This is a genomic window from Paractinoplanes lichenicola (assembly GCF_016785085.1).
In the GTDB taxonomy this organism is placed as follows: domain Bacteria; phylum Actinomycetota; class Actinomycetes; order Mycobacteriales; family Micromonosporaceae; genus Actinoplanes; species Actinoplanes lichenicola.
This window is the reverse complement of sequence record NZ_JAENHO010000026.1, coordinates 1-23,643: the sequence shown is the minus strand read 5'-3', so window position 1 is coordinate 23,643 and position 23,643 is coordinate 1. Positions and strand designations below refer to the sequence as shown.

20 protein-coding genes and 2 tRNA genes are annotated in these 23,643 nt (G+C 69.6%); 11 read left to right on the top strand and 11 right to left on the bottom strand.

All coding sequences use genetic code 11. The features are described from left to right. Positions 1-12 precede the first annotated feature (12 nt). From JKJ07_RS48225 to JKJ07_RS48215, 3 genes are all read left to right on the top strand, one after another. Entirely contained in the window at positions 13-951 is a 939-nt protein-coding gene (locus JKJ07_RS48225) for an aldo/keto reductase (RefSeq protein ID WP_203078631.1), read from the top strand. 98 nt (positions 952-1,049) lie between these two features. Continuing rightward, positions 1,050-2,150 carry an MFS transporter gene (locus JKJ07_RS48220; protein WP_203078630.1) on the top strand — a complete coding sequence of 367 codons (1,101 nt, stop codon included), beginning with the start codon at positions 1,050-1,052 and terminating at the stop codon, positions 2,148-2,150. A 331-nt stretch (positions 2,151-2,481) separates the two neighbouring features. Further along, entirely contained in the window at positions 2,482-2,745 is a 264-nt protein-coding gene (locus JKJ07_RS48215; protein WP_203078629.1) for a hypothetical protein, read from the top strand. Between the two features lie 38 nt (positions 2,746-2,783). On the opposite strand, the gene JKJ07_RS48210 is transcribed toward JKJ07_RS48215, so the two are convergent. Then, the gene (locus JKJ07_RS48210; protein ID WP_203078628.1) at positions 2,784-3,920 is read right to left on the bottom strand and encodes a hypothetical protein; all 1,137 of its coding nucleotides are present in this window, start codon (positions 3,918-3,920) and stop codon (positions 2,784-2,786) included. Further along, positions 3,917-4,960 (bottom strand): XRE family transcriptional regulator, encoded by a 1,044-nt coding sequence (locus JKJ07_RS48205; protein ID WP_203078627.1) that lies wholly within the window; start codon positions 4,958-4,960, stop codon positions 3,917-3,919. Before JKJ07_RS48205 ends, JKJ07_RS48210 begins: the two co-directional genes overlap by 4 nt. 357 nt (positions 4,961-5,317) lie before the next feature. Here JKJ07_RS48205 and JKJ07_RS48200 point away from each other — a divergent pair, with 357 nt between their 5' ends. Beyond that, positions 5,318-5,548 carry a hypothetical protein gene (locus tag JKJ07_RS48200; RefSeq protein WP_203078626.1) on the top strand — a complete coding sequence of 77 codons (231 nt, stop codon included), beginning with the start codon at positions 5,318-5,320 and terminating at the stop codon, positions 5,546-5,548. A 1-nt stretch (position 5,549) separates the two neighbouring features. Here the strand turns inward: JKJ07_RS48200 and JKJ07_RS48195 are convergent, their stop codons facing one another. Further along, the gene (locus JKJ07_RS48195; RefSeq protein ID WP_307834829.1) at positions 5,550-7,139 is read right to left on the bottom strand and encodes a methyl-accepting chemotaxis protein; all 1,590 of its coding nucleotides are present in this window, start codon (positions 7,137-7,139) and stop codon (positions 5,550-5,552) included. A 149-nt stretch (positions 7,140-7,288) separates the two neighbouring features. Between JKJ07_RS48195 and JKJ07_RS48190 the strand changes: the two genes are divergently transcribed. After that, positions 7,289-7,762: a hypothetical protein gene (locus JKJ07_RS48190; RefSeq protein WP_203078625.1), complete on the top strand. Its 474-nt coding sequence runs from the start codon at positions 7,289-7,291 to the stop codon at positions 7,760-7,762. Positions 7,763-7,838: 76 nt separating this feature from the next. On the opposite strand, the gene JKJ07_RS48185 is transcribed toward JKJ07_RS48190, so the two are convergent. Then, positions 7,839-8,921 (bottom strand): glycoside hydrolase family 19 protein, encoded by a 1,083-nt coding sequence (locus JKJ07_RS48185; RefSeq protein ID WP_203078624.1) that lies wholly within the window; start codon positions 8,919-8,921, stop codon positions 7,839-7,841. Between the two features lie 137 nt (positions 8,922-9,058). On the opposite strand from JKJ07_RS48185, the gene JKJ07_RS48180 reads away from it, so the two are divergent. Continuing rightward, positions 9,059-9,715, top strand: coding sequence for a hypothetical protein (locus JKJ07_RS48180; protein WP_203078623.1), 657 nt, complete (start codon positions 9,059-9,061; stop codon positions 9,713-9,715). Beyond that, positions 9,712-10,569, top strand: a complete 858-nt coding sequence (locus tag JKJ07_RS48175; RefSeq protein WP_203078622.1) for a hypothetical protein — start codon at positions 9,712-9,714, stop codon at positions 10,567-10,569. The genes JKJ07_RS48180 and JKJ07_RS48175 overlap by 4 nt, the downstream gene beginning before the upstream one ends. 7 nt (positions 10,570-10,576) lie before the next feature. Here the strand turns inward: JKJ07_RS48175 and JKJ07_RS48170 are convergent, their stop codons facing one another. Further along, entirely contained in the window at positions 10,577-11,809 is a 1,233-nt protein-coding gene (locus JKJ07_RS48170) for an NYN domain-containing protein (protein WP_203078621.1), read from the bottom strand. A 111-nt stretch (positions 11,810-11,920) separates the two neighbouring features. Then, a complete protein-coding gene (locus JKJ07_RS48165) occupies positions 11,921-13,135 on the bottom strand; it encodes a WD40 repeat domain-containing protein (protein WP_307834828.1) in 1,215 nt (404 codons plus the stop codon). A 195-nt stretch (positions 13,136-13,330) separates the two neighbouring features. Between JKJ07_RS48165 and JKJ07_RS48160 the strand changes: the two genes are divergently transcribed. Then, entirely contained in the window at positions 13,331-16,195 is a 2,865-nt protein-coding gene (locus tag JKJ07_RS48160) for an AfsR/SARP family transcriptional regulator (RefSeq protein WP_203078619.1), read from the top strand. A 23-nt stretch (positions 16,196-16,218) separates the two neighbouring features. On the opposite strand, the gene JKJ07_RS48155 is transcribed toward JKJ07_RS48160, so the two are convergent. From JKJ07_RS48155 to JKJ07_RS48145, 3 genes are all read right to left on the bottom strand, one after another. Further along, complete coding sequence (locus tag JKJ07_RS48155) at positions 16,219-16,641, bottom strand: hypothetical protein (RefSeq protein WP_203078618.1); 423 nt, start codon at positions 16,639-16,641, stop codon at positions 16,219-16,221. A 173-nt stretch (positions 16,642-16,814) separates the two neighbouring features. Beyond that, positions 16,815-16,887, bottom strand: a tRNA-Arg gene (locus tag JKJ07_RS48150). 36 nt (positions 16,888-16,923) lie between these two features. Next, a tRNA-Ser gene (locus tag JKJ07_RS48145) sits at positions 16,924-17,014 on the bottom strand. Positions 17,015-17,147: 133 nt separating this feature from the next. Between JKJ07_RS48145 and JKJ07_RS48140 the strand changes: the two genes are divergently transcribed. Further along, positions 17,148-18,314, top strand: a complete 1,167-nt coding sequence (locus JKJ07_RS48140; protein ID WP_203078617.1) for a hypothetical protein — start codon at positions 17,148-17,150, stop codon at positions 18,312-18,314. Here the strand turns inward: JKJ07_RS48140 and JKJ07_RS48135 are convergent. After that, positions 18,301-19,068 (bottom strand): CPBP family intramembrane glutamic endopeptidase, encoded by a 768-nt coding sequence (locus tag JKJ07_RS48135; protein ID WP_203078616.1) that lies wholly within the window; start codon positions 19,066-19,068, stop codon positions 18,301-18,303. The two genes, JKJ07_RS48140 and JKJ07_RS48135, sit on opposite strands and share 14 nt — an antisense overlap. A gap of 144 nt (positions 19,069-19,212) precedes the next feature. On the opposite strand from JKJ07_RS48135, the gene JKJ07_RS48130 reads away from it, so the two are divergent. Beyond that, a complete protein-coding gene (locus JKJ07_RS48130) occupies positions 19,213-20,325 on the top strand; it encodes a globin domain-containing protein (RefSeq protein ID WP_203078615.1) in 1,113 nt (370 codons plus the stop codon). Positions 20,326-20,334: 9 nt separating this feature from the next. Here the strand turns inward: JKJ07_RS48130 and JKJ07_RS48125 are convergent, their stop codons facing one another. Next, on the bottom strand, positions 20,335-21,864 hold the full coding sequence (locus JKJ07_RS48125; RefSeq protein WP_203078684.1) for a peptide deformylase: 1,530 nt from the start codon (positions 21,862-21,864) through the stop codon (positions 20,335-20,337). Between the two features lie 305 nt (positions 21,865-22,169). On the opposite strand from JKJ07_RS48125, the gene JKJ07_RS48120 reads away from it, so the two are divergent. Further along, positions 22,170-22,970: an IucA/IucC family C-terminal-domain containing protein gene (locus JKJ07_RS48120; RefSeq protein ID WP_203078614.1), complete on the top strand. Its 801-nt coding sequence runs from the start codon at positions 22,170-22,172 to the stop codon at positions 22,968-22,970. Positions 22,971-23,643 lie beyond the last annotated feature (673 nt).

Genomic DNA, 23,643 nt, shown 5'->3' with positions numbered 1-23,643 from the left:
GAAAGGACGACCATGAGCACTCTGGGCAGCAGCGGCATCGAGGTTTTCCCGCTCAACCTCGGCGGCAACGTCTTCGGCTGGACCAGCGACGAGGCCACGTCGCACCGGGTTCTCGACGCGTTCGTCGAGGCCGGCGGCAACTTCGTCGACACCGCGGACGGCTATTCGGCCTGGGTGCCGGGCAACTCGGGCGGCGAGTCCGAGACGATCATCGGCTCGTGGTTCGCCGCCCGCGGCCACCGCGACCGGGTCGTCCTGGCCACCAAGGTCAGCACCCACCCGCAGTTCCAGGGCCTGGCCGCGGCCAACGTGGCGGCGGCGGCCGACGCGTCGCTGAGCCGGCTCCGGACCGACTACATCGACCTCTATTACGCGCACTACGACGACGCCAACACCCCGCTCGAGGAGACCGCCGGCGCGTTCGACGCCCTGGTCAAGGCGGGCAAGGTACGGGCGATCGGCGTCTCCAACTACAGCGCCGCGCGCATCCGCGAGTGGTTCGAGATCGCCCGCCGCAACGGTTTCGCGCTGCCCGTGGCCGTGCAGCCGCACTACAACCTGGTCGAGCGGACCGCGTACGAGCGTGACATCGCCCCCGTCGCCGAGGCCGAGGGCCTGGCCGTGCTGCCGTACTACGCCCTGGCCGCAGGCTTCCTGACCGGCAAATACCGCACCGAGGCCGACCTGGCCAGCGGTCCCCGCGGCGGCGGCGCCAAGCAATATCTGACCGAGGACGGCCTGGCCGTGGTCAAGGTGCTCACCGACATCGCCGCCACCCACGGCGTCGAGCCGGCCACGGTCGCGCTCGCCTGGTTGCGTACGCGCAAGAACGTCGCGGCCCCGATCGCCAGCGCCCGCTCGACCGAGCAACTCCCCGCACTGATCGCCTCGGCCACCCTCAACCTGGCGGCCGACGAGCTCGCCGCCCTCGACGAGGTCTCGGCCCGCTAGCACTACCCTGCGCGCTCGCCTGATCAGCGAGTTGTAGTCACCCCCGTTACAGTCATCGACGGGGGTGACTTGTGCGGGCCGCTCGAGGCGTCAGTCTGGTGTTCGCCCTCAGCGGGGCGACGCAGGCGTCCTGGATGTCGCGGCTGCCCCCGGTTCTCGAGCAGACCCAAGCCGATTTCGTACGCTTCGGCGCCGCGCTGCTGATGCTCGGCCTCGGCACCCTGACCGCGATGCTGCTCACCGGCGCGGCCTGCGACCGTTTCGGCAGCCGCCGGGTCCTGATCTTCGGGTTCGCCGTCACGCTGGCCGCCCTGCCCGCGATCGCGCTCAGCCGCTCGGCGCCCGCCCTGGCCATGACGCTGCTGGTCATGGGTCTGGGCAGCGGCGCCTGGGACGCTGGCATGAACGTGCAGGGCCACGCGGTCGAAAGCCGGCTCGACAAGCACCTGATGAGCCGCTTCCACGGCTGGTGGAGCGTCGGCAGCATGGCCGGCGCCGGGCTGGGCCTGGCCGCGGCCCGGTTCGCCGTCCCGCTGCTGCCCCACCTGGCCACGGTCGGCGTGCTCACGGCCGTGCTGTGCGCGCTCAGCCTGCGCACCTTCGGCGACGCCAAGGACAGCCGCCCCGACGAATCCCGCCCCCACCCACGATGGCCGCTACGCCGCCTCCTACCCATCGGCACCCTGATCTTCTGCGGCGCGATAGTCGAGGGCGCGGCCGGCGACTGGCTTGCCGTCTTCCTCAACCAGGAACGCGGGCTGTCCCACACCGGCGCCGCCCTCGGCTACACCCTGTTCGTCTCGGCCATGGCCGCCGGGCGCCTCTTCGCCGAACGCCCCCACCGCCACGCCGGCGCCCCCGGCGTCGTCCGCTCCGGCGCGATCGCGGCCGGCCTCAGCATCACCCTGGTGGTCTTCGCCGACACCGGCTCGTGGGCCTTCATCGGCGCCCTGGGCTGGGGCGTCGGCATCTGCTGGGTGTTCCCGGCCGCGTTGAGCGCAGCCGGCAACGCGGCCACGTCATCCGCGGTCGCGGGAATGACCGCGGTCGGCTACAGCGCCAGCATCTTCGGCCCACTGGGCCTGGGCTGGCTGGCCCACACCACCGGCCTGGGCCCGGCCCTGCTCACCTTGCTCCCGCTGGCACTCGCCGTCGCCCTGCTGGCACCGTCACTGGCGACCCGGACCCCCGCGGACTGACCCGGCGCCTTCAGTTCACATTGCCAAACCGGGTCGAGCCCTAGATCAAGACAACGCCATCTGAACATCCGGCTGAACGGCTTGACGCCCCGGAACTGCATCAGCGGAATACGCACTGAAGTCCGCGCACCGCGTCACGCACGCATCGGGCGTGATCCATAAGGAGCGCGACAACGCCGCGGCCAGGAATTCAGTGCAGATAAGTGCAGCGGAGCTGATGTCAAGTCGTCCGCTTAACCCGCGAGCCCCGAAAATGTGGCGGCCTAAATGCCTCGGCAGGCTCGTAAGCTGCCTACGAAGCCGTCAACCAGCACGAACGAGAGAGAAATCCATGCGAAAGAGATCGGTGGCCCTTGTCGCACTCGCCCTACTGACCCTGCTCACCACCACTGCCGCGACGCCCGGAAACGATGGCTCGAGGATAGAATTGATGGTCTATTCTTATGGCGCATTGCTTACCTTCGCCGGCATTGTCGCCCTCGTCGCCAAATACTTCTTAAAAATTGTCCTGACGGTGGTCGCCGCCTCGTTACTATTGCTGCTCTACCTGTCGGCGAAGCTTGCTTTCGAAACGGTGGCCGGATGGCTGCAATGAGACGATTGCGCGGCGCTCGCTCATGGGCGCCGCGCCGTTCACGCTGTCGCAGTTGACATTCGGCGTCGCCCCGCCGACATGGCGTTCGGAGTCAGCCCGAGCCGGTCGATCACCGTCCAGATCTCCTGGCCCGGCCGTCCCCCCGCCGTCCGCAGCTTGCGCACAAAGCGCCGCCATCTCTCCCGATCGCGCTGCCAGGCTCCGATGTAGACCATGCAGTCTCGCGGCGTGATGAATTGCAAGCGCCCGCCGGCGGCGGTCAGCGAGGCACGCATCTGCTGGTCGAGGGCGGACTCGGGCCGGCAGCGGGCCTTGATTTCGGTGATCAGGCTCAGTCGCGCGGCCAGGAATTCTCGCCAGTAGTCCTCGGTCGCGTCGCCGATCTTGCCGCCGTCATCGAACAGCGCGAACAAACCCTCGGCCAGGACGTCGCCGAACTCCTCGTCGCGGGCCCGGTCAGGGTTGGCGTAGGGGTCGTAGTCCTTTTGCAAGGCGATACCAGTCTGTCCCACCGGCCGCAGCGTCGTGTCGTCGGTGAGGAAGAACCAGTCCTCGTTGTAGATCTCGGGGAAGAAGGAGTCGATCCGGTCCGTCGCCACCGCCATCGCGCCGCCGCCGACGAACGTGTCCTGTTCGGCGCCGGTGTCACGGTTGGCGTGGCAGACCACCGAGTTGTCGGGGAAACCACCGACCCGCAGGCCGACCGCGTCGCATGTGTCGAGCAGGGCGGCCGCACGCAGCAGGTCGTTCGCGTCCGGCACCAGGATGTCGTCGTCGAGGAAGACGACGCGATCCCATCCGGCCATGCGGGCCACCACCAAGCCCAGGTTTCGTTTGGCACTCGTATCGGTTCGCCGCCGCAGCCGCGAATTGTTGAGGATCGTCGAGGTTTCGAGCGCCGGCAGGCGGGCGATCGGCTCGCGAGGGAAGTCGACGGCGATGACTTCGGCGTCGACGCCGCCCAGAGAGTCGGCGACCCGGCGGGCCCGCGAACTCTTGCTGGAGAGGACCAGCAAGAGGCACTCCAACTCTGAGGCCAAGCGGGCGGCCTCGCGCAGAGCCGCCTCGTGCCGGCCGCTCGGCACGATGATCGCGTCGACCCGAACGCCGAGATCGCGCGGCGCCGCCGCCGAGATCAGGCCCCGGTGGGACCAACGTTGGACTCCCGCGCTCACGCCTCACCGTCGGATGGCCACTCGTGCAGCCGGTCCTCCGCCTGCGTCCAGTCGGGAGTCAACACGGCTCCGTTCGGGATGATCCGAACCCTCATCAGGATGCTGAATGCCTGTGCGTTCCGGAAACGCTGCTGAATGAATTCTTCATTCCGATCGCGAAACCTCACGTCGGTCAACGCGCGAACGGCGCCGTAGGTTCCGCGCGCGTATTGCCCGTTGCAGAGCGTGACGGTGCGGCGGGAATTATAGGGGTTCCTGCCTCGGTAGAAGTGCGCGACGTCCTCGATGAGGCTACCGTTCGTGTCGTCGAGCACGGGCTTGAAGGTAGTCCCATCTGCCGTCGAAAAGAAGCCCGTATCTTTCTCGCTCGGTCGCAGCTGTTGACGGACCGCCAATTCGAGCCGACGCGTGATGTCCCGGTTCACGGAGTTGAAATCTCCTCCGCCCAGGAGCACAAGATGCGCGGTGAAGTCGTCTTCGTTCATCTCTTCCGACCGCAGAATGCGGACCTCGGCCGCCGGATTCACCGCCCGGATGTGCCCGTGCAGTTCGATGAGCGCATCCAGGTCGGCCAAGGAGTAGGAGCGCACGTAATCCGGATTCTTGAGGTCCGCGTACGGCATCAGGCTGCGCAGCCGCGGCGACATGCTGCCGCTGACGATGATGATCGGTCGCTGATCCGGAAAGAACCACGTTCCACCGCTGAGGGCGTCGCCGACCGCACCGGCGCTCATGAGCCGCTGCGGCCACGTGTCGGGCTCATCCAGCACCGGATCCCCGAACGAACGCAAGCTGAGCAGATCGGCATGCATGACGTCGCGAGCGGTTCGCTCGTCCTCGGTGAGCTCGTGCTCCTCCAGCAGACGAGCGGGATTCGACTCGATGGTGCGCCGGGTCGCGAAGAAAAGCGCGTACTGGGCCAAACGGTTCGCCGGCGGCACGACCGGCTTACGGGTGGACTCCCACGACGAGATCAGCGACAGACTCAGCGGCGTACCGCGGCCCAGTGCCTCCGCGACCTGCTGCTGCGTGACCTTCAAGTTGGGCCACTGCTGATACCGGAGCGCACGTAAGCGTCGCGCCAAACGAGTCTCGGGCCGTTCTGCCGGCTGCATTTCCCACCCTTCACTGAACTTCAGGGAGTGCCGCAGAAGTTTAGGGGTACGCCGGATGCGCACGCTATACGGACGCACTCGCCATTCAGACTGTGCCGAGAAGGTGATTGAACGGCGATTCACGAACTGCACCCGACGTAGCCTTACTTCACAGAAGTTCATTGAAGTTCAGGGGGGTCCGAGATGAACCCTATGGTCTCTCGACTGACAGCCGGCCGAACTCTTCCGTCTGACGTCCGCAGGCGCCGCCCCGATCCGCGTCGGGATATTGCTCGGTGCTTGATGTTCGTGATCGCTCTGGTCGTCTTCGCGGCCACCTCCGGCGCGGACCCCGCCCCGGACGCCTCCCGCACCGCGCTGACCGTCTACTCGGCGGCCTGCGCCCTAACCCTCGCCGCAGTGCTGACCACCGCTGTCCCGGTGCTGCGACTCCTGCTAGATCACGCCTTCTGGCTGCTCAAAGTCGCAGTCGGGGTAGCGATCGTGATCGGCCTCGTCCACGTCTTCACCTGACTCACAGGCGGTACGTCGACACCGTGCTCTGCAGGTCGGCGGCCGTGCGGGCCAGTTCGGAGGCGGTCTGCTGGGTCTCGGTGGCGCCCGACGTCACCTGGTGGGCCGCCTGCGCGACGCCGGTGATGTTCTCGGCGATGCTGGTCGAGCCGGCCGCCGCCTGGCCCACGCTGCGGGCGATCTCCGCCGTCGTGGCCGTCTGCTCCTCGACGGCCGCGGCGATTGTCGTGGCGTAATCGTTGATCGTGCCGATGACCTCGGCGATCTGCTGGATCGCGTTGACCGCGTTGCCGGTCTCGTCCTGGATGGCGCTCACCTGCGAGGTGATCTCCTGGGTGGCCCGGGCCGTCTCCTGGGCCAGATCCTTGACCTCGGCCGCGACCACCGCGAACCCCTTGCCGGCCTCGCCCGCGCGGGCCGCCTCGATCGTCGCGTTCAGGGCGAGCAGGTTCGTCTGCTCGGCGATCGACGTGATCAGCGCGACGACCGTACCGATCTGGGCCGACGCCTCGCCGAGCCGGGCCACGCTGGTGTTCGTCGACTCGGCGGTGCGGGCGGCTTCGGCGGCCACCCCGGCGGCCTCGTTCGCGCTGTTCGAGATCTCCCGGATTGACACGCCCATCTCGTCGGCGCCGGCCGCCACCGCCTGCACGCCCGCCGAGACCTGACCGGCCGAATCGGAGACCGTACTGACCTGGGCCGACGTCTCCTCGGCGGAGGCGGCCAGCTGGGCCGACACCGCCGACAACTGCTCGGAGGCGGAGGCCAGCAGGTCGGAGTTCGAATGCACCCGGCCCACGGTTCCGGCCATCGCCGCCGCGGTGTGGTTGAGCGTCTGTGCCATCCGCCCCACCTCGTCGGAGCTGCCGACCTTGACCCGTACGGTGAGGTCGCCTGTCCCGACCCGCTCGAGGGCGCTCACGCATTGGGCCAGCGGCCGCACGATCAGCCGGGTGATGCCCAGCGCGAGCGCGATGCCGAGCAGGCCACCGCCGATGAGGATGACGATGACCAGCCATTTCGTCGACTGGTAGCGGCTTTCGGCGAGGTGCTGCTGCGCGGCCGCGGCCCGTACGGTGAGGTCGGCCAGGCCGGTCATCGGCGTCCGCACGTCGTTCATGGCCTCGGCCAGCGGCCCGATGCGGGCGGCCTGCAGCGCCGTCCGGTCGCGCAGGGCGGCGCTGGTCAGGATGCGGGCGTCGAGCACTTCCACGTACGCGGTCCAGGCCGTCTTGAAGGCGTCCTCGGTGGTCCGCATCTCGCCGCTCACCGAGAATTTTGCGAACGCCCCGGCGTACTCCTCGACCTGCTGCTCGGCCGTGGTCAGGGCCGTCTTCGCCTTGGTTCGCCCGGCCTCGTCGACGGCCAGCAGGTAGTCGTTGACGGCCAACCACGTACGGTTCACGGCCGACCGCAGGTTGCCCACGGTCTCGAGCTCCAGGCTGTGCTGATAGCCCGCGCCGACCTGATTGTTGGTCTCCCCGAGGCTGCGCAGCGCGACCATCCCGTCGATCACGCTGAACAACGTGACCGCGACGACGGCGAGCATGATCTTCGTGCCGACCCGCCGGTCGGTGAGCAGACGCCACACGCGTCCACTGTTGTTGTCCACCGTCACACCAGGCTCCCGATCCGAAGTTCCCGCCTCATCCAGCGAACACCGAACCGGCCTCAAATACCCCTAAAACCCCGATACCGGCCGACAGGCAGCAACAAGAGTCGATCTTGCAGAATCCCCGGATGAACAACGGACCGTGGACTCAGTTCTTCCGGAAGTCATCGATGGGTCCGGGCGTCTACGCACTGCGCGGGGCGGACACCTCGGCCGCCGATCGGGTGGAGAAGACCCTTCGTACGGCGGGCCTGGAGATCGCCGAACGCAACACGTACCGCGAGCCGGTCCTGCACGCGGCCGCGCTGCCCGGCGGCGCCATGTTCCGCGTCGTGCACGGCTTCGGCTTCGGGGGCATGCCGATGCGGCTGTGGGTGATCGGCGCCCGCCCGCTGCGGCACGTGCTGCGGCTGCTCGCCGTCGACCAGCCGGTGCGCCGGCTCTCGGGCGAGGAGGGCGCGCTCCCCCGGATCGAGGAGCTCGAGGCCGAGTGGGCGCGGTTCGTGGCGCGGCCGGCGGCGGAGCAGATCCGGGCGAGCGAGCCGTGGTTGCTGCTTGAGGGCTCGGCCAACCTCGAGACGATCCGGGCGGCGGCTGAGTGAGGGCGGCGCCGCCGGGGGCAGGGAACTCCCGGCGGCGCCGTCGATCGGTGGGTGGGTCAGCAGGAGAGTGGGTGGGTCAGCAGGAGAGGTTGCCACCCGTGGGGACGCCGAGGATGCCGGCGAACCGCGTGTAGAGGCTGATCCGGCTCTGCACCTGGCCTGGGTTGCCGCCGTTGCACTCGATGCTGTTGATGGCGCGGATCGTCGTGCCGAAGCCGTTGCCGTTGACCATCGCGTTGTGCGAGGTGGTGCCCGCGGCACCGGTGCCGGTCATCCAGTACCAGAGGCCGGTCTGCCACGAGATCGACGAGTTGGTGGCGACCAGGTTCGGGTTGTTGAGCAGGTCGACGCCGAGTGCGTTGCCCGCCGCGTAGTAGTTGAAGTTCCAGCTCAGCTGGATCGGGCCGCGACCGTGGTACGCCGACTGACCGGCCGGGCACCCGTACGGCTGTGAGGTGTCGCAGTAGTGCGGCCAGTTCGCCTGGTTGATCTCGTCGATGTAGACGAGCCCGCCCGTCTCGTGCCCGACGTTGGCGAGGAAGGCCGCGGCCTCCTGCTTCTTGACGGTGTCACTGCCCGACGTGGCGAAGGCGGGGAACTTCTTCATGGCGTCGGTCAGACCCGCGTACGTGTAGAAGCTGTTCCGCCCCGGGAACATCGAGTTGAACTGGGCCTCGCTGACGACGAACCCGCCGCCCCCGCCACCGTTGTTGCCGCCGCCCCCGCCGGTGCAGTTGTAAGGCGACCAGTACCAGGTGCTGATCACCGGGTCGTAGCCCGGGTTCTCGTGGCTGGCCTGGTAAAACTGCCCGTTGGTGTAGCGGACGATCGCACCCGCGGCGTAATACTGCCCGGCGACCCAGTTGGGATAGTTGCAGTTCGTAGTGCCGCCGCCACCGCCACCGCTGTTGCCGTCGCAGGCGCCGTTGTCCTGCCACACGTTCGAGCCACCGGTGCTCGGCGCCTCGCCCTGGGTCCACCACTTGGCGGTCCAGTTGCGGCCGTTGTAGGACGCGGTCATGCCACCCGTGTAGACGGCACTGTTGTTGTAGGGGGTCACGCACGCGGCGGCCGCTTGGGATGCCGTCATGGGCACCACCGCGCCGACCACGCCCAGCACGAGCGCGCCGAGCAGCGTCAGCAGACGTTTTCTCTTCATGGCGGACCTTTCGAGCGCCGGGGGGATGAAGGACGCGCGCGACACATTGACGAAAGCAAATACTTAAGGCTTCGGTCAATACTTCTGCAAAGAAACCTTATTGTTTGTGGCGAGACAGCCCTCGATACCCTGACCCGATGCCACCCAGGTCCCGCCCCCACACCCCGGGCGGCGGCGACGGCGGCGACCCGCCCCCACCCCGGCGCCGGCCAGGCGGCGGCTCGGGCAACGGCGGCAACGCCCGCAGCATCGCCGACGCCCAGGCCCAGACAACCGGCAAAGCCCGGGACGGCCGCGCCGGCACCAGCGATCGGTCTACCGGCTCCGGCTCGCCCGCGACCCCGGCCGGACCGCCGTGGCGCGCGTCCGACGCCGTCACCGGGGCCGGCGCGGGCAAGGATCTGAGCCCACCGCACCGGCGGCACACCGTCACCGGGTCACGGCACGGCAAGATCAGCGCGGAGAACTCAGTTTTCCTGCGTGGTCAGGAGCACCTCGGGGCCCGGGACGTGGAGGCGATCGCAGCTGGGGAGGGCCGCTGGAACTCCGACACCCAGCGATACGAGATCAACGGCCGGTCGTACGGCGTGGAGCCGAGCGGCCGCATGTTCCCCGACTCCGGTCCCGGTATGGTCAAACTCGACCGCAACGAGTACGCCGCCCTCAAAGAGATAGCCCAGGTCAACGGCGATCTGTCTGCGGCACCGCAGCTCACCAGGGCCCCGCGTTTCGCCTCCAATCCGGACGCGGTGGCGAAGGCAAAAGCGATCTACGACGGGACGTACGAGCCGTGAACTACGGTTTTCTGATCTTCGGGGAGCTGGATCGAGGAGCGCTCGCGACGGCCTTCGCCGAGATGCTGTCGCTCGCGCCTGAGGCGGTCGACGTAGCACTCGAGGATGCCGTCGCCGACCGCGACTGGGAGGCGGCGGTCCTCTGCACCGTCTCGCCCGTCGCCGGCGAGTTCCATTGGTACCTGGACGTCTACCTCGGCGTCGCCGTGGCCGGCCCGCCTTCCGAGTCGGTCGCCGGGAGCTGGCTGGCCGCGCGCCTCAAGACCGTCGTCGCCTGGGAATCACAGCAGTACCCACCCAGCGCGTTCTGGCTGGTGGGGCCGGACGGCCGACGTACCCGCGCCCGCATCTACGAGGAGGACAGCGACGACGACCTGCCGACCGTTTATCAGATCGACGCCGTCGAGCACCCCGTCGCGGCGCTGCCCGGCCTGCCCGTGGCGCCCCTTCCCGAGGTGATCCGCGAACACCGGATGCCGACCCCCGTCCGGGATCGGCTCGTCGAGGAACTCGGACCCGGAGCAGACCGGAACATGACCATGTGGCTCGGCGGATGGGAGAGCGTGGTCTCCCGCCTGGCCCAGGGCTGGCCCCCCGACGGCTGGTATCCGGCCGACTACTACCGGGAAGATCTGCAGATCCGCGACGAACTGACGACTGCCGTCGAGGCGCTGCCTGAGGCCGCCCGCGCGCTGGGCGAAGTGGACGCTCGCTTCGTCGAGCTGACCGAGGACGACGGTGGCCGGGCGTTGGCCGCCGAGACCGGCCCGCTGCCGCCGGATGCCTCGGACCGGTGGTGGTGGCGCCGCGTCCCCGACCCGTTGCCCTGGCGCGACGCCCCGGTTCCCGGCTGACGACGCCCTACTTGTCGAGGAGCCATCCCCGTACGGTGGTGGTCTCCTCGTCGGTGAAAGTCATGTCGACGGAGTCGGCGCGGCTGAGCACGTTGTCGACGAACGCGGCCCCGATCTCGGCCGCGGTGGGCGGGGGCAGCCGGAAGAGTGGGCAGCCGCCGAACGCCGCCCCGCGCACGACGAACGCGACCGCGCCCCGGCTGACCGGCACCCCCTGGTCGCGCAGCTGGTCACGGGACCAGCTCGTGCACTGGGTCAGGTTGAAGCGGTGCGACTCGACGTACGCGGCCAAGGTCTCGTAGATCGCCGGCCACCACGCCTGCGGCAGCCGCGGCAGGTCGAGCTGCCCGGCCAGGCGCTCGACGGGTTCGGGCTGGGCCGGGCTGGGCGTCGTCGTCGCGCCCGGGTCCGGGGCGTCGTGGCGGGTCTCGTCCCACAGGAAGAGCTGCGACATCCGCAGGTCGGGCAGCTTGAGACCGGCCACGGCGCGGGCGAAGCTGCCGAACCCGAACCAGTTGCTGTCGGTGATCGACTGCCCGAGCTGGGTGCGGAGTCGGGCGGCCAGCGAGGCCATGTTGAGCGGCTCGGTCGCGGCCGCGTACTCGCTCGAGACCACGTCCCGGAACGTCTCGTACGCCTCGCCCTGGTCGGTGTCGACCGGGAACTCCTCGTCCTCGTCCAGCTCGACCGGCTCGCCCTGCACCAGCTCCAGCAGCTGCTGGCTGTCGAGCACGTGGTCGGCGATCGAGGTGAACGCCTCGGCCGCGTCGGCCGGGGACACGATCATGGTGCGCCGGTCGGAGCGCCGCAGCCGCTGCAGCAGGGGCGTCATGTCGGAGTCGCCGGACGCGATGACGAACTCGTCGTACCGGGTGTCGGCCGACAGCGCGTCGACGGCGTCCACCACGATCCGGATGTCGGCCGCGTTCTTGGTCCCGCTGTACCGCGGGCAGTCGATCACGTCGAAACCGGCCCGCACGAACCACGGCCGGAACTTCGAGAAGAACAGCCGGGTCTGCTCGCCGGCCTGGTCGGTGTGGTGGACCCAGCCCGCCGGGTTGAGATAGCAGCGCAGCACGAGCCACCGTCGCGGGGCCTCGGACGTGGCGGTCACCGACATGCGCCGCAGCCAGCCGCCCGGGTCGCTGGCGAACTGCACGGCGGCCTCGGGATCAAGCCGATAGAGCCCGCCGAACACGTTGTCGAAGTCGAGATAGAGCGCTGCCCGGACATGACCCACGCTCGCAACCTATCAACGCGGGCGGAGCAGTGCCCGCGCGCTGGGCGGAAACAGCGGGCGGAGCGGTGCCCGCGCGCTGGGCGGAAACAGCGCGCGGGCCTTCAATCAGACTCAGATCACGGGCTGCTGGGGAGCGACCCGCCAGAGCCGGACCTTGCTGTCGGCGCCGGCGGTGATCAGCCGCTTGCCGTCCGGAGTGATCCGCAGCGCCCAGACCGCGCCGATGTGCCCGGTCAGCGGCTCGCCCTTCGCGGTTCCGGTCGCGGTGTCCCACAGCCGTACGGTCCCGTCGTCACCGCCGGTGGCCAGGAGCTTCCCGTTCGCGTTGAACCGCATGGCCCGCACCGGCCCGGTGTGCCCGGCAAGGGGCTCGGTGGCCGGGCGCCGGGTCGCCATGTTCCACAGCTGTACGGTGTTGTCACCGCCGGACGAGGTGGCCAACAGCCGGCCGCCGCGCCCGAACGTCAGGGCGTAGACGGGCCCGGCGCTGCTGGTGAGCGACCTGCCCGCGGGGGCGCCGGTGGCCGCGTTCCACAGCCGTACGACGTTGCCGCCCCCGGACGCGGCCAGCAGGCGGCCGCCGGGGCTGAAGCTCACCGCGTACACCGGGCCGGGGTTCACGGCCAGCGGCTCGCTGATCGGCTCGCCGGTGCTGGTCTGCCACAGCCGTACGGTGTTGTCGTCCCCGGCGCCGGCCGTCGCGAGGCGCTCGCCGTCGGCGCTGAACGTGACCAGGCGTACGGGTCCGGAATGAGCCTCGATCGTGCGCACCAGCGCCCCGGTGGTCGGGTTCCAGAGCCGCACCGTGCCGTCGTCACCGGCGGTGGCCATCAGCCGGCCGGTCGAGCTGAACGAGATCGAGCGCACCGGCCCGACGTGCCCGGTCAGCACCGGACCGTTGCGCTGCCCGATGGTCGGGTCCCACAGCGACACCGCGCTGTGCCCGGCCACCGCCAGCAGCTTGCCGTCCGAGCTGAACGCGATCGTGTAGATGGGCCCGGTGCCGGCGGCCAGGTTCGGCCCGCCCCGGCGCCCGGTCGCCGTGTTCCACTGCCGGACGACCGCCTTGTTCACGGTGGCGAAGACTTTCCCGTCCGGGCGCAGGGCGATCAGGCCCGACGACCCCGGCACAACGCTCCGGTTACGAGCGCCGGCCGCGTCCGCGGTCTGCTCCTGGCTTGTGGTTCGCGGGGTGGCGTGCGCGGGGGCGGCGGCAAGTGCGAGCAGCCCGACCAGGGCCACCGCAACAGACCATCCGGCGCGGCGCCGATGGCCACCGACCGCATAGTCACTGCTCGTGTCTTTACGATCTCTCTTGGTAGTCACACCCCGCACGGTAATGATCACGCCCGCCGGGTGTTCGGCGTGTTCGCCGCGGTTCATCCGGCCGGGTTGCACCTCGGCGTTCGGGCCCACGAGAGCACAAGCGCCTGCACGCGATATACGCGCCGTATACGCGGCCGCGCTTTGCTACTTCCAGCACGAGGAAAGTCGGTCTCTTGCCCCTCCTCAGGAAGTCGTATGAAGATTCGCCTGCTCGGCCCGGTAGAGGTTCGGTCCCGGAACGCCGTGGATTCCGGCGCTCCTCGGCAGCGTGCGGTTCTCGCCGCCCTGGCCGTGGACGCCGGGCGGTTGGTGCCGACCGGGACGCTCATCGATCGAACCTGGGGCGAGGAGCCACCCCGGCAGGCACGCGAGGCGCTCTATCCGTACGTGGCGCGGTTGCGGCGGCTGATCACCGACGCCGCGGGCGCTGACGGAACCGAAGCGGCACTGCTGCGCCGGTCCGGTGGCTACCTGCTCGACATCGATCCGGACCTGGTCGACGCACTGCTTGTGGAGAAGCTGGCGGCCGGCAAGGGCGACGATCCAGTACGCGATCTGCGCCACGCCATGGAGCTGTGGCGCGGGGAACCGCTGGCCGGCCTCGGCGGGGCCTGGGTGGAGCGTACGCGGTCGGGGTGGTTGCGGCGGCGGGCGGAGACGGCCGTCGCGTGGGCGGAGGCGGAACTGCGCGAGGGCGAGCCGGAACGTGTGGTCTCGCCGCTGACCGAGCTGGTGGGCGAGCACCCGCTGATGGAGGGCCTGGCCGCCGCGCTGATGCGAGCGTTGCACGCCGCCGGTCGGGGGGCGGAGGCACTCACGTTGTTCGCATCCACCCGGGAGCTGCTGGCAGAGGAGCTGGGCGCCGACCCGGGGCGGGATCTGACCGAGGCCCATCGTGAGGTGCTGCAGGGCGGCGTGGAAGCGGTTGTCGCCGCCGGCGGACGGGTGCGCCTCCCACCCGACGTACCGGACTTCGTGGGCAGGTCACGGCAGACCGCGCAGCTTGAAGCGATGCCGGGACCGCTGACGGTCGTGACCGGCCAGGCCGGGGTCGGGAAGACGTCGCTGGTGGTGCACGCCGCGCACCGGCTCGCGGAACGGTTCCCGGACGGGCGAGTGTTCCTCGACCTCGGCGGGATCGGGGGCCGGCCAGTCTCCGGGGCGGAGGCACTGGCTCAGGTCGTACGCCTGCTGGGGCTGGACGACCGGGACGGGGCGGGGGCCGCCGAGCTCTACCGAGCGCACCTCGCGAACCGGCGGATCCTGGTGGTGCTCGACAACGCGGTGACGGAGAGTCAGATACGGCCGCTCCTGCCGTGGGACGGCGGGTCGGTGGTGCTGGTGACAAGCCGCACACCGCTGGCCGGGCTGACGGCGGAGCGGATGTGGCTGCCGGAGTTCGACGAGCGGGAGTCGCTGGATCTGCTGGCCCGCACGGCCGGACCTGACCGGGTGACGGCCGAGCCCGAGGCCGCACTGACGATCGCCACCATGTGCGGCCGGCTGCCGCTCGGGATCCGCATCGCGGGGGCACGTCTCGGCGTCCGCCGCCATTGGCTGCTGGCGGACCTGGCCGAGCGGCTGGCGGACCACCAACGGCGCCTGGACGAGCTCGCGGTGGGTGACCTGACGGTCCGGGCCAGCATCGCGTTGAGTCACCGCGCGCTGGAGCCGCACGAACAAGAGATCTTCCGGCTGCTGGGCCAGTTGCACGGGACGACGTTTCCGGCGTGGGCGCCGGCCACGCTGGCCGATGCGGCGGAGCCGGACATGGCAGGCACGCTGGAACGGCTCGTCGACTGGCACCTGCTCGAGGTGGTGGACCGCGACCACGCCAACCGGCAGCGGTACCGCATGCACGATCTGGTCTCGCTCTACGCCCGGGAGCTGCCAGGCGGCGCCGGGGCGGAGGACGAGCGGCGGGCGGCCCGGAGCGCGGCGCTGGACGTCTGGGTCACCGTCTTCGACCGCATGGAGAAGCGGCTGGTCAGCGGGGACCCGGCCGGTCCGCGTCACCCTTCGCGGCGCAAGTATCCGCTGGGCTGGGTGCCGGCGTTGCGGTCCGCGATGTCGGGCCAGGTCACCGACGCGGTGGGAACCGTGCTGGAGACGGGATGGTCGCTGACCGGCATCGTCGTGCCGCTGTCGTTCGAGCTGTGGTCGCAGTGGGACGACTGGGAGGCGACCCTGGCGAGCGCGCGGCACTCCTCGCGCCGGGCCGGGGACAGGCTGGTGGCATCGCGGTTGGACGAAGACGGGGTGCCGGAGTCGCTCACGGTCGAGCCGGGGGTCAGCGACCCGTGGGCCGGCATGGTGGCGAACGTGGAACGGGTGGTGCAGAGCTTCCGGCGGCTCGGCGACCTCGACTGGCATGCGATGTCGCTGCTCACCCTCGGCAACGTCAATCGGGCCCACGGCCAGTTCGCCTCGGCGGCGCGGACGCTGGACCGGTGCGTGGCGCTGTTCAACGAGGTCGGCAACCCGGACTGGCGCGTCGCGGCACTGCTCAGCAGGGCGAGCCAGCACGTCATCGAGGGCGAGCTGACCGAGGCGGTCCGGCTGTACCGCGGCTGCCTGGCGACCTTCGCCGATCGGGGCGACCCGCTCTGGCAGGCGTACACGCGGCGCGCGCTGGGGTATGCCTTCCAGCAGCACGGGCGCTTCGCCGAGGCGGTGGAGCAGCTGGAGCCGGCGGTGCCGGTGCTGCGCGAGCACGGCGACCGGGTCTGGGAGGGGCACACGCTGCTCAGCCTCGGCCTGGCGGAGCTGGGGCGAGGCCGGAGACGGAAGGCCGCCGGTCATCTCGACGCGAGCCTGGAGCTGTTCCGGGCGTACGGGGACCGGAGGAGCGAGGCCCTGGCGCTCCGGGCGCGGGCGCGAACCCGTACGGGCCTGGAGTCGGAACGCACCCTGCGCGAGGCCTTGGCGATCTTTCTGGCCTTGGAGGATCCGGGCGGGGCGGCGCTGGTGCTGCGCGGTCTCGCGGCGTTGTCGTCATCGCGGGGTCAGGCCCGGGCCGCGGAACGGTATCGGCGGCTCGCCCGGTCGGCGAAGGTGTGACCGGGCGAGCCGCTCTGACATCGTCAGGCGTTGCGCCAGTTTCCGTAGATGTTGCCGTTGACGTTGTCAGCGACGATGACCCGGGCGCGCGAGATGATCCTGCCGTTGGAGGCCTTGGACATCGAGAAGGTCGCGGGCGAGCCGTCACACGGGTCGTCGTCGTAGCGCCGCTTCGGGGTGACCCAGTTGGCGCCGGTGACGTAGTCGACCTCGAACAGGACGAACGCCTTGTTGCCGTTGTTGCACAGCGGGTCCCGGACCGACAACGAGATCGGGTTGATGGAGAGCTTGTCGCCGGAGAAGGTGAACGTGGCGCTGCCGCACGCCCAGGCCCCGCACGCGTCCGACCGTACCGGCGCGGCCATCGCCGGCGAGCTCGTGCCGAAAATGGCGGCCGTCGCGGCCACCATCCCGGCCAGGGCAGTGCCGATTGCCTTGCGCTTCATGAATCCTCCGTGCTGGTGGGAACGAATTGCCACCACTGTGGTCCGGAGGACCGGGCCAAAACCTTGCGAAGACCTTGAGGCCGGCCGCAAGGTAATCATCCGGCGAGCGCCTCGACCATCGACGAAGACAGCAAAACGGCCCTTCACCGATGGTGAAAGGCCGTTCATGCTTGTGCGCCCGAAGGGACTCGAACCCCTAACCTTCTGATCCGTAGTCAGATGCTCTATCCATTGAGCTACGGGCGCTCGGTGCGTTGCCAGCATACACACTGGCTCTGCACGCGGAGACTCCGGGATTCGAACCCGGGAGGGGCTATAAAACCCCAACCGCATTAGCAGTGCGGCGCCATAGACCAGACTAGGCGAAGTCTCCCCGGTGGCCGCGACGGCCACCGACGGTTGAGGATACCGGACCCGCCGAGCGCCGCACAAAGAGGTTGCCATCCGGCGGGTCGGACCCTTCTCCAACAGGTGAAATGTTGCCATGGGGGATAGGCTTCCGCGGCATGGAGGACAACCCGCCGCCCGAGCGCCGCAAGCCCCCGCGCGCCCGCACGTCACGGCCGCCGTTCAACGCGCCGGGCGAGGCGCCGCCGGGTGAGACGCCTCCGAAGCGGCCCCGGAAGGCCCCGCCCGCGGTGACCTTCCAGCCGCCGGGTGCCGAAAATCACCCCAAAGAGCCCTCTCGTACGGATCCTGGTGGCACCCGCTCCTCCGGCGCCGAGTCGCCCGACCAGCCCGCGTCCGCTCGCAGGGCTCCGGCCGAGACCCCGCCGCCGGCTAAGAAGGCCACCCCACCCCAGAAACGCCCGGCCAAGAAGGTCGCCGCCGCGGCCAAGACCGTGCCCGCGGCACCGGTCGCGCCTGCGCCTAAGGCGACCAAGAAAGCCACTCCCGCCAAAAAGACCCCACCGCCACCCGCGACACCCGAGCCGCCCTCGGCATCGAAGCCCACCCGCTCCGCCGGTCCGCCCGCCCCGGCCAGCAGCCCCAAGCCGGCGCCCGCCGTCGACGTGGAAGTCATAAAGCCGGCCACGCACGAACCCCCAGTCCCGCAGCCCGAGACCGACCGCTGGGCCAAGCTGCTGGCCGATCCCGTGCACACCCCCGAGCTTTTGGCCCTGGCCGCCGTGGCCACCATCGGTCCGAGGGCCCGGGCCTGGGCCGCCGCCACCAGTTCGGCCTATCCCGCGGCCACCCCCGGCGCGCTGGCCCGGCTGGCGACTCGGCAGTTCACCCGCTTCGGCGCGCTCACCAGCTTTTTCGGCGCGCTCGCGGGGTCGTACGCGTCAATTGCTCTGGTCTCGACCCGGTCGCTGACCGACGCCGAGTTGGTGCTGCACCTGGCGGCCGCGCATGGGCTCGACCCGACCGACCCGCGCCGGGCCGTCGACCTGCTGGTGATCACCCAGGTGCACGAGACCGTGGCCGACGCGGAGGAGGCCCTGGCGACCACGCTAGGCGCCGAGCCGACCGCCAGCGGGCTGGGCGACGCCGTGTGGCGGCTGGGTCGCATCTTTGTGCAGCGCAGCGGCAGCTGGACGGTCCTGCGTGCGATCAACCGCTACTTCCCCGGGGCCAGCCTGCTCGGCGCCGTGCTCACCAGCGCGGCCGACGCCCAGGCCACGGCCGCCCGCGCCGTGGCCCATTTCAAGGGGCTCACACCCAGGTGAACCAGGATTCCGGCAGCAGGGCGTAGCCCACGAAGGCCACCACGTCGAGGAGCGTGTGCGCCACGATCAGCGGCATCACGCGCTTGTACTTGAGGTAGAACAGCGAGAACACGACGCCCATGACGGCGTTGCCGATGAACGCGCCGAAGCCTTGGTAGAGGTGGTACGAGCCGCGGAGCACGGCCGACGTCGCCACGATCGCGATCGTGGACATGCCCCACTGCTTGAGGCGGGTCATCAGGTAGCCGACGACGATGACCTCTTCCAGCACCGCGTTCTGGATGGCGGCCAGGATCAGCACCGGCACCGCCCACCACACGGGCTGCAGGGCCGCCGGCACGATCTCCGCGTTGATGCCGAGCAGCTTGGCCACGTACACCAGAAGGAGCCCGGGAATCCCGATGCAGGCGGCCAGCAACGTGCCCCAGCCCCAGTCGAAGCGTTGCCGATCGAACGACAGGCCGAGCTCGGTGCGGGGCGAGATGCGGTCCCGCAGCAGCAGATAGAGGGCCAGCGCGACCGGGATCAGGTCGAAGAACGTGCCGAGCAGTTGATAGGTGAGGTCGAGGTACGGCCGCGGCGACTGCGACGCGTTGAGCACGGCCGCCTGCTGCGAGAGGGGCTTGTCGGCGGTCAGTTTGGCGATCAGCGAGACCACCGCATAGATCGCGCTCTGCCCCAGCGACAGCAGAAGCACGATGATGATCTCGGCGGTGAGGATCGGCCGCGTGGCCTGCTGGCGCTCTAGGGTCACGCGCCAACTGTAAGAGCAGTCACTCGATGGATACTTCGGGCCTCGACGTAAACGGACGAATCGGGGCAAGCGTCACGGCATGAAATGAGATGAGTCGCACGAGCCGTGCGTCGCCTTTCCGACTCTTCTGCCCACGCTGAGGGCATGGGAGACCTCGGACGCATGCTCAAGGAGAGCTGGAGCCTCGTCGAGGAGCATCAGGAGAAGGTCGCCGGCTATTTCTACGCGCGCCTGTTCCTGTCCAATCCGGCCCTGCGGGATCTGTTTCCGGTGCACATGGACGTTCAGCGCTCGCGGCTGCTGGACGCGATCGTACGGGCCGTGCAGACCCTCGAGGATCCGGAGAAGTTCGACGAGTACCTGCGCGCCCTCGGCCGCGATCATCGGAAGTTCCACGTGGAACCAGAGCACTACGAGATTGTGGGGGGTGCGTTGATCGAGGCCATGCGTCAGTACGCCGGCGAGGAGTGGAGCGTCGAGTACGACCAGGCCTGGGCCGACGCGTACGCGACCATCGCCTCGAAGATGCTGGGCGGGGCGGAGGCCGACACCAACCCGCCCTACTGGTACGCCGAGGTGGTGGCGCACGAGCGGCGGGCCCAGGACATCGCCGTCTTCACCGTGCAGCCGATGCAGCCCCTCGAGTTCCGCGCCGGCCAATACCTGAGCATCGAGTGCCCGCGAATACAGCCGCGGCTGTGGCGCACCTACTCGGTCGCGAACGCCCCACGCCGCGACAACACCCTGGAGTTCCACGTACGGGCGGTCGGCGCGGGCTGGGTGTCCAGCGCCCTCGTACGGCGTCTCGAGGTCGGCGACATGATCAAGCTGGCCGCCCCGATGGGCACCATGAACCTCGACCGCCGCTCGACCCGCGACACCGTGTTCGTCGCGGGCGGCACCGGCCTGGCCCCGATCAAGTCGCTGCTCGAGGAGCTCACCCGCTACAACCGGACCCGCTGGGTGCACCTGTTCTTCGGCGCCCGCAACCGCGAGGACCTGTACGACCTGGCCGAGCTCAACCGGCTGGCCGCGCGCTACCCGTGGTTGTCGGTGGTGACCGCGTGCAGCGACGACCCGACGTTCCCGGGCGAGCAGGGTGACATCTCCGAGGTGGTGGCGCGCTACGGCCCGTGGAGCGAGCACGACTTCTTCGTCTCGGGCTCGGGCCAGATGGTCAAGGCCACCCTGAAGACGCTCTCCGAGCTGCAGGTGCCGTCGATCCGCATCAAGTACGACAGCTTCACCGACTTCTAAGAGCCTTCTCTAGTACGCCCAGGGCCGCCCGCTCTGCGTGTAGTCCGGCACGAGGTTGGACTCCGCGTTCATCCGGTCCACGTACAGCCGTCCCTCGAGGTGGTCGATCTCGTGCGCGACCAGCCGGGCCATCGCCCGCTCGAAGCGCGTGATCACGCGGGTGCCGTCGTACCGGGCGTGCTCAACGTCGATCAGCAGCGGCCGCCGCACCAGCCCGCGGTAGTCGAAGAACGACAGGCAGCCCTCGTACTGCTCGTCGCGGTCGCTCGACTCCCCGACCACCCGCGGGTTGATCAGCACCACCGGCTCGGCGTCGCGGTCGGCCGGGCGCACCACCGCGATCGCCGCCGACCGGCCGATCTGCGGCGCCGACAGGCCCACGCCCTTCGTGAAGTCGTGCACCTGCTCGAGCCGGCCCAGGGCCGCGTGCAGCGCCGCGATCGCCTCGCGGGCGGCGGCCGCCTCGCGGGGAAGCTGGAAATGCCGGGCGCGCTGCCGCAGCAGCTCCGAGCCGCGCTGGACGATCCCGATGCCGCGCATCTGACCGGACGCGCGCGGCTGGCCGTTGCCGTTGCTCTCCGGGGCCAGCGCCGGGCACGTCGGGGCGCCGGCCGCCCGGAACCGCCACTCAAGGCGATAGCGCGCGTTCAGCTGGGGCGAGTCGGTCGACCACTCGAAGACCGCCCGGTCACCGTCGTTGTGCCGCTCCATCGGGGTGCGCACCGGCACCTCGGCCGCCAGCGACGTCTCCACGCCCCACACCTGCGGGTCGAAGGAGGACGGGAAGTCGAGCCGTACGGTCAGCCGACGCGTGGGCAGCCGCACCGCTCGCTGGAACCACTGACCCCACTTCTCCACGCTGATCGTGTATTCGTACTGGATGGTGGTCCGTTCGCCCGGGTAGAGCGCGAACTGGCCGCTCTCGTTGGCGAAGAGCAGCCACACCTCCTTGGACGCGTCCCGGTCGAGCTTGATCCGCCACTGCATCGGCTCGATCGCGGTGCCCTCGCCGGCGCACGCGCTCAGGGCCAGCTCGTCGAACGTGAGCGGGTTGTCGCGATGGTGGCGGTTCGAGCCCGTCGGGTCGTTCGGGTAGCGGTCCACGGCGATCTTCACCAGATAGCGCGTCACCGGTTCGGAGCCCGCGTTGTAGAGGGAGCGCCGCACCCGGCAGCGATAGACACCTTCCTCGTACGCGAGCTCGGCCACCTCCCGCTCGACGATCAGCCCGGTGCCCGGCGGCAGCCACTGCACCGGCACCGGTGGGTCGCGGTGCAGGGCCGTGCTGCGGGCATGGCGGAGCTCGTCGTACTCCTGGAAGCGCTGCCAGATGACGCCGCCCGCCCCGAGCACGGCCTCGGCCCGGCGGGCGAAGTCTTCGGTCGGCTTGTGCCGCCGTCCCTCGACGTGGCTGACGTAGGACGGGTCAAAACCCATGCGCGCGGCGAGCTGCTTCTTGCTCATGCCCCGCTCGACCCGCCAATGCGCCAGCGCCGTCACGAACTGGTCAGCGGCCCGCTCGACGGGCGAGGTGGTCATCATCGATGTCCCCTTCGCGGACGAGAATTTCAGTGTCGTCGCCGCTCGTGTCCGGATGGTGCTAGTAGCGCGTACACGACAGATACCTTGACGAATCAGGCAACGTGCGCGCGGTCGGTTAGGTGACCCTTGCGCAGGGTATTCGTCCGAAATAGGGGCTTGGTTAGGCTAGCCTTACAGGTGTACGGTGGGTCGTCGTCACGGAGGCGTTTCGGCCTGCGGGACCTTTCTTCGACTCTCATCGAATTTGGCGAGGTGAATGCGGTGACCCGGACGTCGACGTCGCCGCGTGGTGGGTGCCGCCGATGACCACCGCCCTCACGCGTGCCGCACGCACCGTCACCGCCGCCGACCCCCTGGCCCCTGTGACGGCCACCCTGCGCGCGATGTTCGGCACAAGCACCGAACTGCCCGGGGTCGCCCCCGATCTTGTGGTGCACGACACCTCCGGTTGGTCGCCCGCGAGCGTCCTCGCCGGCCACGATCTCGGCACCCTGCTCGACTCGTCGCACCGCCGCTGGAACGCCCAACCCCACGCCGCCGCCGCGCTGGCCTGGAAGGCGTACACGTATTGGCTGGCCCTGCCGGCCGTGCTCGGTTACGCCTCGGCCCGCCGCGTGCCTTTGCTCACCGCAGACAACGTGCTCGTCCACTTCAACGACCCGCGCCCCCTGGTCACGATCGGCCTGCGCGCCGACACCCCGGTCGCGGTCCTGCCCGGCGACCCGATCGCGATCTCCGGCCTGCCCCACGTACGCGTCGTCCCCGACGAGACGGCCCTGCTCGGCGAGCTCCGGCGCTCGCTGCTCGACCAGCACCTGACCCCGCTGCTCGACGCCATTCACGACCGCGTACGCCTGGGCAAGCGCACCCTGCTGGGCTCGCTCTCCTCCGGCGTGGCGTACGGGGTGCTCCGCTCGGCCGACGTGCTGCCCGGCCCGTCCGCCGAGACGATCGCCCAACTGCATGGGGCCCTCGGCGTCGAAGACCTGATCGAGCTCGTACCGGGCCGCAACGGCAAGCTCGACGTCCAGCGCAAGACCTGCTGCCTGGCCTTCACGCTGCCCCAGCCCAAGGTCTGCAAGGGCTGCTGCATCAAGTCCTGAGTCGGACCGTTGGCCGCCTTGGATGGCACTCGCTTGTTGAATCCCACCATGCCGCCCTCGCGGCAGGCGTCCCGACCAGTAAGTGAGTACTCACATCTCTGAAGCTGGCAGGTTGCTCCGCCACCCTGAACCGGTAAGTGAGCACTCACATCCCAACGAGCGCAGCGCTCGACTACCTCCAACCGGGTAAGTGAGTACTCACATCGCCAACGAGCGCGGCGCCTGACCACGCTCACAGACCAAGGCGAGACGCACCCGCCCGACCGGGTAAGTGAGTCCTCACATCGCCCGTCAGCCGAAGCGACCTGCCCGCCCCCCAGCAGGTAAGTGAGCACTCACTTCCGAACGAGCGCGGCGCCCGACCACCTCCAACCGGGTAAGTGAGTACTCACATCGCCAACGAACACGGCACCCGACCACGCTTGTAAACCGAGGCGACCCACCCGCCCGGCCAGGTAAGTGAGTCCTCACATCGCCCGTCAGCCGAACCGACCTGCCCGCCCCCCAGCAGGTAAGTGAGCACTCACTTCCGAACGAGCGCGGCGCGGTCACGTCCGTTGGCGTGGTGTAAGAGCCGGTCACCGCAGATCCGTGTGTGCTGATGCTAGGCCGCGATCTCGACGATCTGGTCGGTTTCTGGCTGGTCAGCATCGGTGGTGATGGGTGTGAGGCG

Bases quoted from the DNA above. Each gene is read 5' to 3' on its own strand.
- JKJ07_RS48225 (WP_203078631.1), top strand. From the start codon at position 13: ATGAGCACTCTGGGCAGCAGCGGCATCGAGGTTTTCCCGCTCAACCTC.
- JKJ07_RS48215 (WP_203078629.1), top strand. From the start codon at position 2,482: ATGCGAAAGAGATCGGTGGCCCTTGTCGCACTCGCCCTACTGACCCTG.
- JKJ07_RS48200 (WP_203078626.1), top strand. From the start codon at position 5,318: ATGTTCGTGATCGCTCTGGTCGTCTTCGCGGCCACCTCCGGCGCGGAC.
- JKJ07_RS48190 (WP_203078625.1), top strand. From the start codon at position 7,289: ATGAACAACGGACCGTGGACTCAGTTCTTCCGGAAGTCATCGATGGGT.
- JKJ07_RS48185 (WP_203078624.1), bottom strand. From the start codon at position 8,921: ATGAAGAGAAAACGTCTGCTGACGCTGCTCGGCGCGCTCGTGCTGGGC.
- JKJ07_RS48180 (WP_203078623.1), top strand. From the start codon at position 9,059: ATGCCACCCAGGTCCCGCCCCCACACCCCGGGCGGCGGCGACGGCGGC.
- JKJ07_RS48160 (WP_203078619.1), top strand. From the start codon at position 13,331: ATGAAGATTCGCCTGCTCGGCCCGGTAGAGGTTCGGTCCCGGAACGCC.
- JKJ07_RS48155 (WP_203078618.1), bottom strand. From the start codon at position 16,641: ATGAAGCGCAAGGCAATCGGCACTGCCCTGGCCGGGATGGTGGCCGCG.
- JKJ07_RS48140 (WP_203078617.1), top strand. From the start codon at position 17,148: ATGGAGGACAACCCGCCGCCCGAGCGCCGCAAGCCCCCGCGCGCCCGC.
- JKJ07_RS48130 (WP_203078615.1), top strand. From the start codon at position 19,213: ATGGGAGACCTCGGACGCATGCTCAAGGAGAGCTGGAGCCTCGTCGAG.
- JKJ07_RS48125 (WP_203078684.1), bottom strand. From the start codon at position 21,864: ATGACCACCTCGCCCGTCGAGCGGGCCGCTGACCAGTTCGTGACGGCG.
- JKJ07_RS48120 (WP_203078614.1), top strand. From the start codon at position 22,170: ATGACCACCGCCCTCACGCGTGCCGCACGCACCGTCACCGCCGCCGAC.